Source organism: Chelatococcus composti (genome assembly GCF_014201415.1).
In the GTDB taxonomy this organism is placed as follows: domain Bacteria; phylum Pseudomonadota; class Alphaproteobacteria; order Rhizobiales; family Beijerinckiaceae; genus Chelatococcus_A; species Chelatococcus_A composti.
Window position 1 is genome coordinate 1 of record NZ_JACHEH010000004.1, and the last position, 15,612, is coordinate 15,612.

14 protein-coding genes are annotated in these 15,612 nt (G+C 66.6%); 3 read left to right on the forward strand and 11 right to left on the reverse strand.

Features of this window, described 5'->3' with window-relative positions:
• The first annotated feature begins 206 nt into the window (after positions 1-206).
• Positions 207-362: a hypothetical protein gene (locus HNQ73_RS08750; protein ID WP_183334370.1), complete on the forward strand. Its 156-nt coding sequence runs from the start codon at positions 207-209 to the stop codon at positions 360-362.
• A 606-nt stretch (positions 363-968) separates the two neighbouring features.
• On the opposite strand, the gene HNQ73_RS08755 is transcribed toward HNQ73_RS08750, so the two are convergent.
• A complete protein-coding gene (locus HNQ73_RS08755; protein ID WP_210305089.1) occupies positions 969-1,937 on the reverse strand; it encodes a replication initiator protein A in 969 nt (322 codons plus the stop codon).
• 13 nt (positions 1,938-1,950) lie between these two features.
• Complete coding sequence (locus tag HNQ73_RS08760) at positions 1,951-2,175, reverse strand: helix-turn-helix transcriptional regulator (RefSeq protein ID WP_105762698.1); 225 nt, start codon at positions 2,173-2,175, stop codon at positions 1,951-1,953.
• An 84-nt stretch (positions 2,176-2,259) separates the two neighbouring features.
• Here HNQ73_RS08760 and HNQ73_RS08765 point away from each other — a divergent pair, with 84 nt between their 5' ends.
• Entirely contained in the window at positions 2,260-3,240 is a 981-nt protein-coding gene (locus tag HNQ73_RS08765; RefSeq protein ID WP_069220142.1) for a helix-turn-helix domain-containing protein, read from the forward strand.
• A gap of 117 nt (positions 3,241-3,357) precedes the next feature.
• Here HNQ73_RS08765 and HNQ73_RS08770 read toward each other — a convergent pair whose 3' ends face one another.
• The 5 genes from HNQ73_RS08770 to guaB all read right to left on the reverse strand — a co-directional run bounded on the left by HNQ73_RS08770 (position 3,358) and on the right by guaB (position 10,150).
• Positions 3,358-4,572, reverse strand: coding sequence for a tyrosine-type recombinase/integrase (locus HNQ73_RS08770; protein ID WP_183334372.1), 1,215 nt, complete (start codon positions 4,570-4,572; stop codon positions 3,358-3,360).
• A 418-nt stretch (positions 4,573-4,990) separates the two neighbouring features.
• Positions 4,991-6,577, reverse strand: a complete 1,587-nt coding sequence (gene guaA / locus HNQ73_RS08775; protein WP_183334933.1) for a glutamine-hydrolyzing GMP synthase — start codon at positions 6,575-6,577, stop codon at positions 4,991-4,993.
• Between the two features lie 94 nt (positions 6,578-6,671).
• Positions 6,672-7,976, reverse strand: coding sequence for an RsmB/NOP family class I SAM-dependent RNA methyltransferase (locus HNQ73_RS08780; protein WP_183334374.1), 1,305 nt, complete (start codon positions 7,974-7,976; stop codon positions 6,672-6,674).
• Positions 7,973-8,638, reverse strand: a complete 666-nt coding sequence (locus HNQ73_RS08785) for a 5'-methylthioadenosine/S-adenosylhomocysteine nucleosidase (RefSeq protein WP_183334376.1) — start codon at positions 8,636-8,638, stop codon at positions 7,973-7,975. Before HNQ73_RS08785 ends, HNQ73_RS08780 begins: the two co-directional genes overlap by 4 nt.
• A gap of 18 nt (positions 8,639-8,656) precedes the next feature.
• Positions 8,657-10,150, reverse strand: a complete 1,494-nt coding sequence (guaB, locus tag HNQ73_RS08790; RefSeq protein WP_183334934.1) for an IMP dehydrogenase — start codon at positions 10,148-10,150, stop codon at positions 8,657-8,659.
• 364 nt (positions 10,151-10,514) lie between these two features.
• Between guaB and HNQ73_RS08795 the strand changes: the two genes are divergently transcribed.
• Positions 10,515-11,963 (forward strand): DHA2 family efflux MFS transporter permease subunit, encoded by a 1,449-nt coding sequence (locus HNQ73_RS08795; protein ID WP_183334378.1) that lies wholly within the window; start codon positions 10,515-10,517, stop codon positions 11,961-11,963.
• Positions 11,964-11,975: 12 nt separating this feature from the next.
• On the opposite strand, the gene HNQ73_RS08800 is transcribed toward HNQ73_RS08795, so the two are convergent.
• The 4 genes from HNQ73_RS08800 to HNQ73_RS08815 all read right to left on the reverse strand — a co-directional run bounded on the left by HNQ73_RS08800 (position 11,976) and on the right by HNQ73_RS08815 (position 15,538).
• Entirely contained in the window at positions 11,976-12,623 is a 648-nt protein-coding gene (locus HNQ73_RS08800) for an HAD-IA family hydrolase (RefSeq protein ID WP_183334380.1), read from the reverse strand.
• Positions 12,624-12,690: 67 nt separating this feature from the next.
• Positions 12,691-13,491, reverse strand: coding sequence for a sterol desaturase family protein (locus HNQ73_RS08805; protein ID WP_183334382.1), 801 nt, complete (start codon positions 13,489-13,491; stop codon positions 12,691-12,693).
• A 116-nt stretch (positions 13,492-13,607) separates the two neighbouring features.
• Positions 13,608-14,297 (reverse strand): RlmE family RNA methyltransferase, encoded by a 690-nt coding sequence (locus HNQ73_RS08810; protein ID WP_183334935.1) that lies wholly within the window; start codon positions 14,295-14,297, stop codon positions 13,608-13,610.
• 98 nt (positions 14,298-14,395) lie between these two features.
• Positions 14,396-15,538, reverse strand: a complete 1,143-nt coding sequence (locus tag HNQ73_RS08815; protein ID WP_373284901.1) for a Ppx/GppA phosphatase family protein — start codon at positions 15,536-15,538, stop codon at positions 14,396-14,398.
• Positions 15,539-15,612: the final 74 nt, after the last annotated feature.

Here is a 15,612-nt window from a genome sequence, read left to right on the forward strand (position 1 = left end):
GCAAGCGGAGCAGCACCGTCATCTGCCCAGGCAATAGCCCCAAGGCCGATCATGAACTAAGATTGAAACCGGACCACCCTATGGGGTCAGGCCACAGCACCGCCGTTGTACTGGCGTTCTATGGAATCGGCCGCTGGATACAGCCTCGCCTGCGCGCTCGAGGACACGGGCCGACGCTCGATACCCTCGCCGGTTAGCATAGCCGCATGTCGCGGCTGGGCGCGCTCCATTCCCTGCACGCGCTGCGCACCATCCAGAGCCTTCCGCTTTACGGATCGAGGCAACAGCGCGAAACCATCGACATGATGATTGTCCGGGTGCAGCGGGAAACCGATCCCGCCCGCCACGACCTCTACAGGTAACGGGTTCGGCCCCGCGTTCGGATCGCGGGGCCACCACTCAGACGCGATTTCCGGGCCACAGAGCGATTTTGAGGCTCTGGCCTAACCTCCCCACCTTACCTCCCACGAAAACCGCTCCACGGCTTGCCAGCGCCATCCTGGGCGTTTGCGATTACACGTGGAAAGCTCCCATCCCCCTTTGGTGCCATTTTCAGTTTGTCCGTCAAACGACCATTTGGCGGACATTCGTAATGTGTCCAGTTTGGAGCCGTTTGCGACGAGTTTGCGGACAGAATAGAAAGGCGGACAGAAAGCGGACACCTACGACAGACCGAAAGCCGTAGCCTGCTAGGCGCGAAGCTTTATGAGAAATCAGGGTCAGGGCGAGCTTGGTTGGCGTTAAAAGAAAGATAAATGTTAAATCTCGCGCGCGCGTTACGGTTTCTAAAGGCCTTACGCTCTAAGGCTTTGCAGGTGGATTGCGTTCCTAAAAGCACGAAGTCGGGCGTTCCTAAAAGCACGATTTGATCCACAAGCGAGCGTTCCTGAAAGCACGATGTGATTCACAGGGAAGGCCTATTTATCCACAGGATGCAGCCCACAAAGGCTATGGCGCAGCACGGGCGTTTACGCCCCTTGGGGCCGCTTCCGGGCTTTGCGGACGTAGGCCTTCTCATGGGCTTGCACGGACGCATGGGGCCGCCCGGCGAGCATGTCTCGTACCTCGGCCAACTTACCCTTGGGGCCGTTGGCGTAGAACGTCACCATGTCCCGGTCGGCATCGAAGGCCATCAGATAGTCCGGCAGATCGCCGGACTCGGCCAGCGCCTTCAGGTCGAAACGGAAGCGCCGAAGCGCAGCGGTGCTGCCGCTCTTTTGGTGCAGGACGGCTAACGATACCCGCCATCTCGGTTGCTCGCCGCAGTGCTTGCGGGCCAACTCATAGATGCGCCGATCCAACGGCTTGCGCAGCCGAAAATAGGAGCGGGATAAGGTCAACACCCGCTTGGCCTCGACCGAACGGAACAGCCAGCGCGGCAAGTCCACTTCGACGGCCACCATACGGTCATTGTCGAGCGACTTCTCGACCACTCGCCAACTGTCGATCAAGCCGAAACCCCGCCGCTCACGCTGCCCGTTCGTCTCGATGTTGGTTTCGATAACGGTACCTTTCAGGCGTCGCAACATGTCCGCCAAGCGCTCGTAGGCGCGGCCGCTGGTGCCACGGTTGGTAACAGTCAGGAAGTCGAATGCGGTAAAGCGGACCGTGGGCGTAATTTCCCGGCCTCGGTTGGCGGCTTCGACCAATTGGCTAATGCAGTAGATCCACAAATCCTTGTCGTGGATGGTCGCGCAGCCAGTTGCACCGGGCAGCACCGTAACTCTATGGCCGTTACGCTCATAGACGCGCACGCGCTTGTCACCGGCGCGAAGCGCGAACAGTGGATGCTCCATGCTGGCCGTGTCGTCTTTGAGCGAGGCATCGATGATGTCGGCTACGAAGAAACCGCCTTGCCGGCGACGGTCAGGCGCGAGGCGTGTGGCGGCCTCGTGATCCATGCGCTCGACCCGGCTCTCGTTCGGTGCGATGAACACGGATCAGCGACTCTCAGGCCCCCATCCCGGGACGGGCGGCTTGAATGCCCGACGACTTGCGCGTCTCAATCCATTGCTCCACGTCGGCCAGATCCCAGGCGACGTTCCGGCTAGTTAGTGCTATGCGGCGCGGGAATTCACCTCGCTGCTCCAAGTTGTAAATCGTGCGCTCGCACAGCGGGATCATCGCCAACAGCTTCTTTTTATTGATGAGAGTCCTGCTCGTCTTTGCTTGCATGCTTTGACCTCCATCAGTCACTTTCGAATGCGTGCCTGATGGTGCCCCGCAATACAGATTGCATCGACCTAATGATTGGCTAAAATGGTTGACATGAAAAATCAGCCGACCATTACCGTCTGGGACGGGTGCGATCCCACCGTTTCAAAGGCCATCGGACAATTTCAGGATCGCTGGAAGCCCTACTCCGAGTCCGGGAAGCGCTACCCCATCGCTCGGCTTATCGAAGAACTCATTGACCCCGCTGTTGCGGCATACTCAGCAACGCTTCCGTCTCGTTACGTCGGCCACATCCCCGGCGCAGGAACGGGCGTGGCCTTCAGCGAGATTGTCCGACTGGTCGGGCTCACTGCGATGGTGCGTTTACAGCGCCAGTTGCTTCGAGCGTTTGTCCTCACAGAGGACCAACAGTCCCCGCGAGATCAGCGATTTGTCGCGACACTTGAATCTTTGATTGAGTTGGTTTGGGCCTGCGCTCGTAAGCGTCCCGCGAAAAGGCAGGTGCGCAATACTCGCCTGAACGGGCAACGCTTGCAGGGCTTTTGCCGCTTTTGCGGCGAACTCGCGGAGTTGGCTTCCTTCGCCGCAGGAAGCGACGCGCCCAAAGCGGACGATGCAGACGAGCAGCTCCGCCTGAGCAACCTGTACTGCGTGGACCACCGGCCCAAGTTAGCGAATGGCGCATGGAATCCTGCGTACAGGCAAGCGAAACGCTCCGTGGCGCAGTTCGATCTCGAACTAGAAAGACTCACCCGACAATGCGCAATGCGGGGCGCGCCGCAAGCGAAATCTGGCGACGAACTGGTCGACGGCTACATCCTCCATTACATGCTCGGACAGACGTTGCAGCCGGCGGATGAAGCCGAGCTGCGAAACCGAGCACGCCTAATGGTGGACTCGAAATTGTCGGATCGAAAAAAGCAGATACTGATGCTTCAGCGAGCTGGCTTCAACCAGTCTGAGATTGCCCGCAGACTAGGTATTGAACGGCAAGCTGTATCGAAGGCCATTGCCTCGATCCCCCAGATATTTCGACTGAGCTTGCCAAAGCGCTCTGCCCGCTAACTTGTTCGCTCCGCTTAAGTGCATCCCGGCCGAGCGTGAATTGATCTCCGGCCGTCAACGCAGTCGCATCGTGCAAACCGAAGCGTCCAATAAAGAGCCCGTCGTTCGACAAAGAAATCAGCAGTCTTTCCCCACTTGCGGCTTTTTAAGCGTCCACTCGTCTATCATGTCCGCCCAGTCCTGCAACATCGCCGCCCGTTGCTCCCGGTACTCCGCCTTGTTGTAGACAGCCCTCACGCCCCGCTGCTCGTGCGCAAGGCACTTCTCTATCCAATCGGTGTTGTAGCCGGCTTCGTGGAGTAGCGTGCTGGCGGTGCGCCGTAAGTCGTGCGGGCCAAATTTGCCAAGGGGCTTGCCCTCCTTCTGCGCCAAGCGGTAGGTCAACGTCAGCACCTGATTGAGCGTGGCGCTGCTCATGGGCGCACTGGGGTCATAGCGTGACGGCAGGACGTATTCCGAACCACCGGCAAAGGTTTTCAGCGCGACCAGCAGGTCCATCGCCTGCCGCGACAGGAACACCAGGTGCGGGTTGCGCCGCTTCATCCTTTCCTTCGGGATGGTCCACAGGGCCTCGCTGAAGTTGATCTCGCTCCACCTGGCGTTGGTCAGCTCGCTCTTGCGTACCATCGTCAGCAGGAGCAGCTTCACGGCGGCGCGGATCGACGGCGACGTGCCGACGCGCTCCAGGTACTGGTACATGAGGCCGATCTCTTCCGGCGTCAGGGCGCGGTCGCGCGGCGCGAACTTCGCGATGCTGGCCGGGCGGACCAGCTCGGCGGGATTCTCCACCTTCTGCCCACGCTCGATGGCCCACCGATAGACTTGGTACACGATCTCGCGCGCATGGACGGCGGTGGCCGGCGCGCCCCGCTCGACGATGGCGTCGGTCAGGGCCCGCAGGTCTTCGTGGGTGATCTCGGTCAGCTTGAGGTTGCCGAACCTGGCCTTCAGGTCGCGCTCATAGACCGAGCGCCGCATGTCGCGGGTGGAGTCGGCCATCGGGTAGCTGCGAAGCCACTTTTCCGCCCAGGCACCAAACGTCTCGGCGTCGCGCACACGGGCCTTCTCCCTGGCTTTCTCCCGGGCCGGAGACTTCCCCGCGGCGATCATCTTCTTGGCTTCGGCCAGGCGTTCCCGGGCCTCGGCCAGCGTGATCCCGCCCGGCCCGTACCGGCCGAAGGTGATGGTCTCCTGGCGCCCGTTGAGGGCGTAGTTGTAGCGGAACGAAATGGTTCCTGAGGGGGTGACGGCCACATACAGGCCGTCCCTGTCCGCCACCTTGTACAGCTTGCCCGTCGGCTTGAGGTTACGCAGCTTGGTATCGGTCAACATGACACACACGCTCCCTTGCAACACCATGCGTCGTGCGCCCTGCTTGAACCAAAGAGAACCCCTTACAAGTCAACAGCTTACGGGGACGTACCCATGGCACGGCCATCGTGACGCACACACTTCACCGGCCATCAATACCATGCCAGGAAAACCCCGCGCGGAACGACAAAAATTCGTTTTACAGCAACCACTTACATGATTCCGATACCATGACCACCTGGGAACGAGGCGCATGGCATCGACGGCGAGGCATGGCACAGGGCCGGTTTCGTGCCATCGACTATGCCATGAAAAATTCGTGCTTGGCCATACCCCAGGCTGCCAGTCCGTGCCAGGTTGAAAGCACAAAAAAGCCCGCAGTGACGCGGGCTTGGGTGTGTCTGGTGCCTGATCCTGCCGGCAGCTGCCGGACGTGGAATCATTCCCACTCGATCGTTCCGGGCGGCTTGCTCGTCACGTCGTAGGTCACGCGGTTGATGCCGCGCACCTCGTTGATGATGCGGGTGGCGACGCGGCCGAGGAAGGCCATGTCAAAGGGGTAGAAGTCGGCCGTCATGCCGTCGACAGAGGTCACGGCGCGCAGGGCGCAGACATAGTCGTAGGTGCGGTGGTCGCCCATCACGCCCACGGTGCGCACCGGCAGGAGCACGGCGAAGGCCTGCCAGATGTCGTCGTAGAGGCCGGCGCGGCGGATCTCCTCGAGGTAGATGGCGTCGGCCTGGCGCAGGATCTCGAGCTTCTCGCGCGTGATCTCGCCCGGGCAGCGGATGGCGAGGCCCGGCCCCGGGAACGGATGGCGGCCCACGAAGGCCTCCGGCAGGCCAAGCTCGCGGCCGAGCGCCCTCACCTCGTCCTTGAAAAGCTCGCGCAGCGGCTCCACGAGCTTCATGTTCATGCGCTCGGGCAGGCCGCCGACATTGTGGTGGCTCTTGATGGTCACTGACGGGCCACCGGTGAAGGAGACGCTCTCGATGACGTCGGGATAGAGCGTGCCCTGGGCGAGAAAGTCCGCCCCGCCCAGCTTCTTCGCCTCGGCCTCGAACACGTCGATGAACAGGCGGCCGATGGTCTTGCGCTTCATCTCCGGGTCGGTGACGCCCGCGAGCTCCTTGAGGAAAAGGTCCTCGGCCTCCACGTGCACCAGCGGGATGTTGTAGCTGTCGCGGAACAGCGTCACCACGCGCTCGGCCTCGCCGAGGCGCAGCAGGCCGTGGTCGACGAAGACGCAGGTCAACTGGTCGCCGATTGCCTCGTGGATCAGCACCGCCGCAACGGCGGAATCGACGCCGCCGGAGAGGCCACAGATGACCCGGCCGGAACCGACCTGGGCGCGGATCTTCTCGATGGCCTCGGCCCGGTAGGCGGCCATCGTCCAGTCCGGCTTGCAACCGCAGATGTTGACGACGAAGTTGCGCAGCAGCTTGCCACCGTCGGGGGTATGCACCACCTCGGGGTGGAACATCGTCGAATAGAAGCGCCGTTCCTCGTCGGAGGCGACGGCGAAGGGGGCGTTTTCGGACCTTGCCTTGACAGAGAAGCCGGGCGGCAGCTCCGTCACCCGGTCGCCATGGCTCATCCACACGGGATAGCGGCCCCCCTGCTTCCAGACGCCCTCGAACAGGGCCGAGGGGGCGACGACCTCGACATCGGCCCGGCCGAACTCGGCCGCGTGGCCGCCCTCCACACGTCCGCCGAGCTGGTGCGCCATTGTCTGCTGGCCATAGCAGATGCCGAGCAGGGGGATGCCCGCCGTGAACACCTCCTGCGGCGCCCGGGGCGAGCCCTCATCCGGCACGGAGGCCGGCCCGCCGGAGAAAATGACCCCCTTCGGCCGCATGCGGGCGAAGGCCTCCGCGGCGGACTGAAAGGGCGCGATCTCGCAATAGACGCCGATCTCGCGCACGCGGCGCGCGATGAGCTGCGTGACCTGACTGCCGAAATCGATGATCAGGATCTTGTCGTGATCAGCGCTCGGGGCGGAGGAGGTATGGTGAGGAGCCGTCATGGACATGGCGTTAATGGATCAGGGGGCCCAGCGCAACGGGCGCGGCCCCGAATAACACATGTGCGTGCGGCGGGGCAGTCCCGCACGACGGGCATCAGGACCGCCGCAGCACGGCGATGAAGAAGCCGTCGGTGCCCGTCGTGCGCGGCGTCAGCAGCACGCCGGCATCCGTCCAGCGGTGCGGCACGGCCGCGAGGCCGGCGGCGGCGAGCACTTCGGCTCCCGGCACGACGGCAAAGCCCGCGTGGCGGGCGAGGAAGGCAGAGACGGCGCCGTCGTTCTCCTCCGGCAGGAGGGAGCAGGTGATGTAGGCGATGCGCCCTCCCGGGCGGACGAGGCGCGCCGCACGGTCGAGCACCGTGGCCTGCTCCTTCCGGCGTTCGGCGAGTGCGCCTGGCCTGAGGCGCCACTTGGCGTCGGGATTGCGGCGCCAGGTGCCCGAGCCGGTGCAGGGCGCGTCCACCACGACACAATCGATGCTACCGGCGAGGTCGGCCAGCGGGTCGGGCCGCGCCGGGTCGTAGCGGCCCTTGGGCGAGCGCACCTCTACGAGCGTCGCGCCGCTGCGGGCGAGCCGGCCGTGCAGCGGCACGAGGCGGCGCGTATCGACATCTGTCGCGAACAGCGCGCCATCGTTGCGCATCAGGGCCGCGAGTGCCAGCGTCTTGCCGCCGGCACCGGCGCAGAGGTCGACGATGCGCTCGCCGGCCTGCGCCAGCGTGAGGCGCGCGGCGAGCTGCGAGCCCTCGTCCTGGATCTCGAAGCGCCCGTCGAGAAAGCTGGGCTCGCTCTGCAGCGTGGGACCACGGCCGTCCTCGCCCACGGCAAAGCGCAGGCCGTCGGCGGAATGCGGCGTCTGCCGTGGAGAAAAGTGCGCCAGCTCCTCGGCGAGGGCCTCCCGGTGCGTCTTCAGTGTGTTGACGCGGATGTCGAGCGGTGCGCGGGCCACCATGGCCTGCATCTCGTCAACGGTGGCGTCACCGAAGGCGGCCGTGAGCGAGGGCGCCAGCCATTCGGGAAAATCCCCCGCCACCGGTGCCGGCGCGTCGTCCAGGGACGGCAGGCTCGCGAGGCGCAGCGTCTCCTTCTCTGTCAGCGGCGCGGGCGCGTGGCGCTCGCCCGAGAACAGGCCGGCGAGAGCCGTGGCGTCGAGCCGACGCAGGCGCACCAGCATGCCGAGCACGATGGCGCGGGGTGTGTCCGCGCCCATCAGGAAGGCAGCGGATGCCCGGCAGCGCAGGGCGTCGTAGACGAGGCTCGCCACCGCCGCCCGGTCTTTCGAGCCGGCGAAGCGGCGCGCAAGCCCCCAGTCCTTCAGTGCGTCGGGGGCGGGGCGGCGGCGCGTCTGGATGTCGGACAGCACCTCAATGGCTGCCGCGATGCGTGCTGCAGGCGTCATGGCGCCTTCCTGTCGAGCGTGAACGAGCCGTCGCGCACGGCGGCGGCGAAGGTGTCGAGCGCCGCCGCCAGCCGTTCGTCGATAATGTGGAGGTATTCCGTCCAGTCCTCGAACTTCGTTAGTTCGGAGCGGCCATCGCTGATGCCGCGCAGGCCGACGATGGGCAGGCCGAAGCGCCTGGCGGCGCGCAGCACGGCAAAGGTCTCCATCTCCACCATGTCCGCCGCGATGGCGTCATAGGCCGCGCCCGTGACGATGTTGGCGCCGGTGGAGACGCTGGCCGCGGGAATGCCGGGGATGCGGTGCGGAATGGGGATCACCGCCGGCTCGTCAAGCATGGGCGTACGCCCCTTCTCGAAGCCGAGGGGGGAGGCGTCCATGTCGCGGTAGGAGACGCTCGCCACCTGGTAGACCGCGGCATGCTCCAGCGTGCGCGAGCCAGCCGAGCCGAGGGTGAAGACGAGGTCCGGCAACCGCCCACGGTGGGCGAGCGTGGCGAGCGCCGCGGCCACGGAGGCGGCGGCCTCGACGGGGCCGACGCCGGTGATCAGCGGGTCGATCTTCTGCCGAAGGTGCGCGCCATACTCCTGCTCCGTCGCCATGACGAAGAGCACGCCGAGCCCGCCGACGGCCGTGATGTGGCGGCGCGGATCGTCCAGCACGGTCCTGCCCCCTGCCGGTCAGGCGCGCGTCGAGTAGTTGGGGCTCTCGCGCGTGATGGTGACGTCGTGGACGTGGCTCTCGCGCAGGCCGGCGCCTGTGATGCGCACGAAGGTTGCCTTCTGGCGGAACTCGGCGAGGTCGCGCGCGCCGACATAGCCCATGGCAGCCCGCAGCCCGCCGGAGAGCTGGTGCAACACGCTCGAGACCGGGCCCTTGTAGGGCACCTGCCCCTCGACGCCCTCGGGCACCAGCTTCAGCGTGTCCTTGATGTCCTGCTGGAAGTAGCGGTCGGCCGAGCCGCGCGCCATGGCGCCGACGGAGCCCATGCCGCGATAGGCCTTGTAGGAGCGGCCCTGCCAGAGGAAAACCTCACCGGGCGTCTCGTCGGTGCCGGCCAGCAGCGAGCCCACCATGACGCACTCGGCCCCGGCGGCAAGCGCCTTGGCGAGATCGCCCGAGGCCTTGATGCCGCCGTCGGCGATGACGGGAATGTCGTGCTGCGCGGCGACATCGGCCGCATCCATGATGGCGGTGAGCTGGGGAACGCCGACGCCAGCCACGATGCGCGTCGTGCAGATGGAACCCGGGCCGATGCCCACCTTGACGGCATCGGCGCCGGCGTCGATCAGCGCCCGCGTGCCCTCGGCGGTCGCGACATTGCCAGCGACCACCTGCACCGCGTTGGAGAGCTTCTTTACGCGGGTGACGGCGTCGAGCACCTTCTGGGAATGGCCGTGCGCCGTGTCGACGACGATGACGTCCACACCGGCGTCGATAAGCATCTCGGCGCGCAGGAAGCCTTCCTCACCCGTGGTCGTCGCGGCGGCGACGCGCAGGCGGCCCTGGTCGTCCTTGGCCGCATTCGGGTAGGCGACCTGCTTCTCCATGTCCTTGACGGTGATGAGGCCGATGCACCGGTAGTGGTCGTCGACGACGAGCAGCTTCTCGATGCGGAACTGGTGGAGCAGACGGCGGGCCTCGTCCTGGCTCACACCCTCGCGGACCGTGATCAGCCGGTCTTTGGTCATCAGCTCCGAGACCTTCTGGTTCGGATTGTCGGCAAAGCGCACGTCGCGGTTGGTGAGGATGCCGACGAGCTTGCCGTTGTGGCCGCCCGGCCCGCGCTCGACAACCGGAATGCCGGAGATGCCGTGATTCTTCATCAGCGCCAGCGCCTCGGCCAGGGTCGCATCGGGATGGATGGTGACCGGGTTCACCACCATGCCGGACTCGAACTTCTTGACGAGACGCACCTCGTCCGCCTGCTGCTCGGGAGTGAGGTTGCGGTGGATGACGCCCATGCCGCCGTTCTGCGCCATGGCGATGGCCATGCGGGCCTCGGTGACGGTGTCCATCGCCGAGGCAAGGATGGGCAGGTTGAGGGAGATGGTGCGCGTCAGCCGCGTGCCGATGGCGACCTGGCTGGGCAGGACGTCAGAATGTCCCGGCTGCAGCAGGACGTCATCGAAAGTGAGCGCTTCGCGGAAGGAACCGTCGCGGATGACCGGCATCGCCAACCCTTTCATGGCCGTTTCGGCAGCCCGCTCAGGGACTCATCGGGCCCGGGCTGCATCGTTGAGTTGGCAGCGGCCTGTAACATGCATGTGGCCGGCCCGTCGAGTGTCATATTGCGGCGCCGCACGAGAAATCTGCCCCTTGTCCCGCCCCCGGCACCCGCCGGCTGCACGGATTGGCATGAACAACCGCCCGATGCATGCCGCTGGCGCAGGCGTTGAGAGAGCGGCACCCTCCCCCGCCTGCAATGGGCGCATAGGTGATGGGCGACCTGCACCCTGCCCGCGCTAGCGCCGTCCGGGGGGTGTGCTAAGAGAAACGCCCACCGCCGTGGGCCGTGGGTCCGCTCCTCCGCGCCCGATGGGGCCAGCCGTGTCACGCAACGTCCTCGTTCCCCTGATCGTCGCCTGCGCCCTGTTCATGGAGAACATGGACTCGACTGTGCTGTCGACGAGCCTGCCGGTGATCGCCCAGGATCTCGCCGTCGACCCCATCGCGCTCAAGCTCGCCCTCACCTCCTATCTCGTCAGCCTCGCCGTCTTCATTCCCGTCAGCGGCTGGATGGCGGACCGCTTCGGCGCGCGCACCATCTTCCGCGCCGCCATCGGCGTGTTCATGGGCGGCTCGCTGCTCTGCGCCCTCGCCCATTCGCTCGAGTGGTTCGTCGTCGCCCGCTTCGTCCAGGGCATGGGAGGGGCCATGATGGTGCCGGTCGGCCGGCTCGTCATCCTGCGCACGGTGCCCAAGGCTCAGATGGTGCAGGCGCTGGCCTATCTCACCATTCCGGCCATGGTCGGCCCGGTCGTCGGGCCGCCGCTCGGCGGCTTGATCTCCACCTTCTTCGACTGGCGCTGGATCTTCTTCATCAACATCCCCATCGGCCTCGTCGGCATCGTCCTCGCCAGCGTCTTCATCGAGAACGTGCGGGAGCAGGACGTGCCGCCGCTCGACCTGCCGGGCTTCGCCATGACGGCCGTGGGGCTTTCGGCGCTGATGATGGGCTTCGCCACCGGCGGGCGCCACCTCGTCTCGGAGGAGGTGTCGGTGCTCCTCGTCCTCGCCGGCACGGTGATGCTCTATTTCTACTGGCGCCACGCCAGGCGTGCGGAGCACCCGGTGCTCGACCTGGCGCTGCTGCGCATCCCGACTTTCCGGGCCAGTGTCGCCGGCGGCGGGCTGTTCCGCATCGGCGTCGGGGCGGTGCCCTTCCTGCTGCCGCTGATGCTGCAGCTCGGCTTCGGCCTCAATGCCCTGCAGTCGGGTCTCCTGACCTTCGCGGCGGCGGCGGGCGCCCTTTTCATGAAGACGATCGCGGCGCGCATCCTGCGCATGTTCGGCTTCCGCCGCACGCTCGTCGTCAACTGCGTGCTCGCCTGTGCGTTCCTCGCTGCGACGGGCCTGTTCACGCCCGAGACGCCGCACGTCGTCATCATCACGGTGCTACTCATCGGCGGCTTCTTCCGCTCGCTGCAGTTCACCAGCATCAACGCCGTGGGTTACGCGGACGTGACGAGCCGCGACATGAGCCTCGCCACGAGCTTTGCCAGCGTAGCGCAGCAGATCTCCCTTTCCATGGGCGTCGCCGTAGGGGCGCTGGCGCTGGAGGCGACAGGCTACGTGCGCGGAACGGACGGCCTGACTGCCGGCGACTTCGGGCCCGCCTTCGTCGTCGTCGCCCTCATCTCGCTGTCGTCCCTCGCCTTCTGGCTGCGGCTGGCGCCGGACGCAGGCGCCGAGGTCTCCGGCCACGCGCGCACGTCCCGGCAGATCACGGCCGAGGCCGTGCAGGACAACATGCCGGGCCACTGAAGGGTGCAAGGGTCAGGCGGCTGCCAGGAGGCTGCTGACGACCTGCGGCAGCTCCGCGGGCACCGCGCAGATGTGGCGGGCGCCGGCCTCGGCCAGCTCGCCATGGCTGCCGTAGCCCCAGGCCACGCCGATGCACGGTACGCCGTTGCGCGCAGCGCCGAGGACGTCGTGCTTGCGGTCGCCGATCATCAGCGTCCCGGCCGGCGCTAGCCCCTCGGTGGCGAGGATATGGGCGATGAGCTCGCCCTTGTTGTCGTGCGTGCCGTCCAGCTCCGCGCCGTGAATGGTGACGAAGCGGTCGGCGAGGCCGAAGTGGGCGAGCACGCGCCGCGCATAGAAGTGCGGCTTGGAGGTCGCGACGAAAAGGCGGTAGCCGTCCGCGGCGAGCCTGTCGAGCGTCTCCGGCATGCCGGGGATGACGATGGCATCCTTGTAGCCGGTTGCGCCGTACTGCTCGCGGTAGAGCTCGATCGCCCGCTCCACCAGCGCCTCGCCGAGCAGCGTGCGGAAGGTTTCGCGCAGCGGCGGACCGATGACCCAGGCCAGGTCGTCCTCCTCCGGCGCGGGCCGGCCAAGCGTTGCGAGCGCATAGCGCACCGCGCCCGTGATGCCCGGCTTCGGGTCGGTGATGGTGCCGTCGAGGTCAAAAAGCAGGTTCATGCGCTCCTCCCGTCGCCTGTCCCAGCCTCGATAAGGGCGGGCGGGCGAAGGGGCAAGGGCCGCAGGATCAACCTTGGCCATCGTCCCGCAGAGGCTGCGTCACGAGACGATCCAGCCGTCGTTCGCACGGGTCGCGGAACTCGCGGAGCCCGAGCGTCATGCCCTCGTGGCCCTGCTCCGGCTCGGGCCGGTAGGTGCCGAACAGCCTGTCCCACCAGGGCAGGTTGAAGCCGAAGTTGCTGTCCGTCTCCCGGCGCACTGCAGAATGGTGCACGCGGTGCATGTCCGGCGTCACCACAAGCCAGCGCAGCACCGGCTCGAGCCGCGCCGGGATGCGGATGTTGGCGTGGTTGAACATGGAGGTGGCGTTGAGCAACACCTCGAAGGCGAGCACCGCCGCCGGCGGGGCGCCGAGGACGAGGATGGCCACGCCCTTGATGGCGAGCGACAGCAGGATCTCCCCCGGATGGAAACGCCCGCCGGAGGATACGTCGATCACCGTGTCGGTGTGATGCACCCTGTGCAGCCGCCACAGCAGCGGAACATGATGAAAAACAACATGTTGCGCGTAGATGACAAGATCCAGAATCACCACGCTCGCGACGAAGGCGAGCCAGGGCGGCACGCCGAGAAGCGGCAGGAGCCCCCAGCCCCGCGCCTCGACAGCGATCGCGATGCCAACCGCCGAGGCCGGCGCCACCAGGCGCACCACGAGCACGTCGACGACGAGAATTGCGAGGTTGTTCGTCCAGCGCACCGGCCGGTCAGCCGCATCGTGCCGGCGCGGAGCCAGCGCCTCCCACAGCGCCATGGCCGCGAAGACGGCGAGGAAGGCACCGAGCCTGATAGCGGCTTCGCCCGTCAGCATTGGCGACGCTCCCCGGTCACCCGTGCATGATCGGCCCTGACACGGAGTTAGGAAACTGATTCAGGTTCCTCACATTCTGATTCAGCCAGTTGAGAAACTGATTCAACCGGCGCCGATCAGCGAGTCTCTTCAGAATCTTGCGCGGGGTCCTTCGCGCGGCCTCTGAATCCCGTCGCGAGCACATAGAGTTCGGCCGAATCCGCGCGACTCGCCGCCGGCTTCACGTGACGGACGGTGGCAAAGTCGCGCTTGAGGTCGGCGAGCAGGGAGCTTTCCGTGCCTCCCTGCAGCACCTTCGCAAGGAAGGCTCCCCCCGGCGCCAGCACCTGGCGGGCGAAGTCGATGGCGGCCTCGGCCAGGCCCATGATCTTGAGATGGTCGGTCTTCTTGTGGCCCGTGGCATTAGCCGCCATGTCGGACATGACGACATCGGCCTGCCCACCGAGCATGGTGACGAGCCGCTCGGGCGCCTCCGGGCTCAGGAAATCGAGCTGCTCGAAGATGACGCCCGGGATGGGCTCGATATCGAGCAGGTCGATGCCGACCACCCGCCCGCGCCCGGACTCGACGCCCACCCTGCGCGCTGCGACCTGCGACCAGCCGCCGGGGGCCGCCCCGAGATCCACCACCCGGTGGCCGGGCTTGAACAGCCTGTACTTGTCGTCGATCTCGATGAGCTTGTAGGCGGCGCGCGAGCGGTACCCCTCGCGCTTGGCGCGGGCCACGTAAGGGTCGTTGAGCTGGCGCTCCAGCCAGCGCGTGGAGGCGACGGAGCGCTTGCCCGCCGTCTTGACCCGCACCTTCAGGCCGCGCGGACCCTCGCGCCCGCTGCCACCGCGCCTCGCGCCACCGGCTTTCGCGCCCCCTGCCCCGCGCCCGGACTTGTCGCCGGAACCCGCATCACTCACCGCGTCGTACCCTTCTGCCAGACGCCATCCTCACCCATCAGGCCCATGAGGATGCCTTCCCGCAAACCTCTGTCGGCGATTCGCAGCCGTTCGCAAGGGAAGGCGCGGCGGATGGCCTCGAGAATGGCGCAGCCGGCCAGCACGAGGTCGGCCCGCTCGCGGCCGATGCAGGGGTTGGCGGCGCGCTCGCCGTACTCGGCGGCGATGAGCCGCTCGATGACGCGCGTCGCATCGACGTTGGCCATCCACAGGCCATCGACACGGCGCCGGTCGTAGCGCGGCAGATCGAGGTGCACCCCGGCGATGGTCGTCACCGTGCCGGAGGTGCCGAGCAGATGGAAATGGCGGCCCCGGCTCGCCTCGCGCGCGCGCTCGGCGAAGCCGGCGAGCAGCACGGACACTTCCTCCACCATGGCCTCGAAGATGTCGCGCGTCACATCGATGCCGCCATGGCGCTCGGCCAGGGTGACGACGCCAGTCGGCAGCGATTCCCACGCCTGCACGTGGCGGCCGGGATCATCGTCGAGACCGCCGGAAAAGCCGGAGACCCAGGCGATCTCGGTAGACCCCCCACCGATGTCGAAGACGATGGCGCCGTCCGCATTCGGATCGAGCAGGCTGGCGCAGCCGCGCACGGCGAGGAAGGCTTCCGTCCGCCGGTCGACGACTTCGAGGTGCAGCCCCGTCTCTCGGGCAACGCGGGAGATGAATGCCGGCCCGTTGACGGCCGAACGGCAGGCCTCCGTCGCGACGAGGCGCGCCCGGGTAACGCCGCGCGCCTCCATCTTCGCCCGGCAGATCTTGAGCGCCTCGATGGCACGGGCGATGGCCGGCTCGCCGAGGACGTTGGCTGTGCCGAGCCCCTCTCCCAAACGCACGATGCGCGAGAAGGCGTCGATCACGCGAAAGCCGCCGCGCGTCGGCTCTGCCACCAGAAGACGGCAGTTGTTGGTGCCGAGATCGAGCGCCGCATAGGCCGTGGCGCCCCCCGGCCGGTTGCGGAAACGCCGGCGCGGGCCGCGTCTGTGCGGCCGCCCGTGCGAGCCGGCCCCCTCGCGCAGCGCCTCCGCCCCCCGCGTGTGGCGCGTTTCGAGAGGCGGAACCGGCGATGCCCCTTCAAGGGCGCCGAGGTCGTCGATGACCGTCACGGTCGAAATCCCGGTCAGGCGCTGCATGCCACCGGCAGGACAGCGCAATCCATTCGCAACCAGAC

Bases quoted from the DNA above. Each gene is read 5' to 3' on its own strand.
- HNQ73_RS08750 (WP_183334370.1), top strand. From the start codon at position 207: ATGTCGCGGCTGGGCGCGCTCCATTCCCTGCACGCGCTGCGCACCATC.
- HNQ73_RS08760 (WP_105762698.1), bottom strand. From the start codon at position 2,175: ATGCAAGCAAAGACGAGCAGGACTCTCATCAATAAAAAGAAGCTGTTG.
- HNQ73_RS08765 (WP_069220142.1), top strand. From the start codon at position 2,260: ATGGTTGACATGAAAAATCAGCCGACCATTACCGTCTGGGACGGGTGC.
- HNQ73_RS08770 (WP_183334372.1), bottom strand. From the start codon at position 4,572: ATGTTGACCGATACCAAGCTGCGTAACCTCAAGCCGACGGGCAAGCTG.
- guaA (WP_183334933.1), bottom strand. From the start codon at position 6,577: ATGACGGCTCCTCACCATACCTCCTCCGCCCCGAGCGCTGATCACGAC.
- HNQ73_RS08780 (WP_183334374.1), bottom strand. From the start codon at position 7,976: ATGACGCCTGCAGCACGCATCGCGGCAGCCATTGAGGTGCTGTCCGAC.
- guaB (WP_183334934.1), bottom strand. From the start codon at position 10,150: ATGCCGGTCATCCGCGACGGTTCCTTCCGCGAAGCGCTCACTTTCGAT.
- HNQ73_RS08795 (WP_183334378.1), top strand. From the start codon at position 10,515: ATGGGGCCAGCCGTGTCACGCAACGTCCTCGTTCCCCTGATCGTCGCC.
- HNQ73_RS08800 (WP_183334380.1), bottom strand. From the start codon at position 12,623: ATGAACCTGCTTTTTGACCTCGACGGCACCATCACCGACCCGAAGCCG.
- HNQ73_RS08805 (WP_183334382.1), bottom strand. From the start codon at position 13,491: ATGCTGACGGGCGAAGCCGCTATCAGGCTCGGTGCCTTCCTCGCCGTC.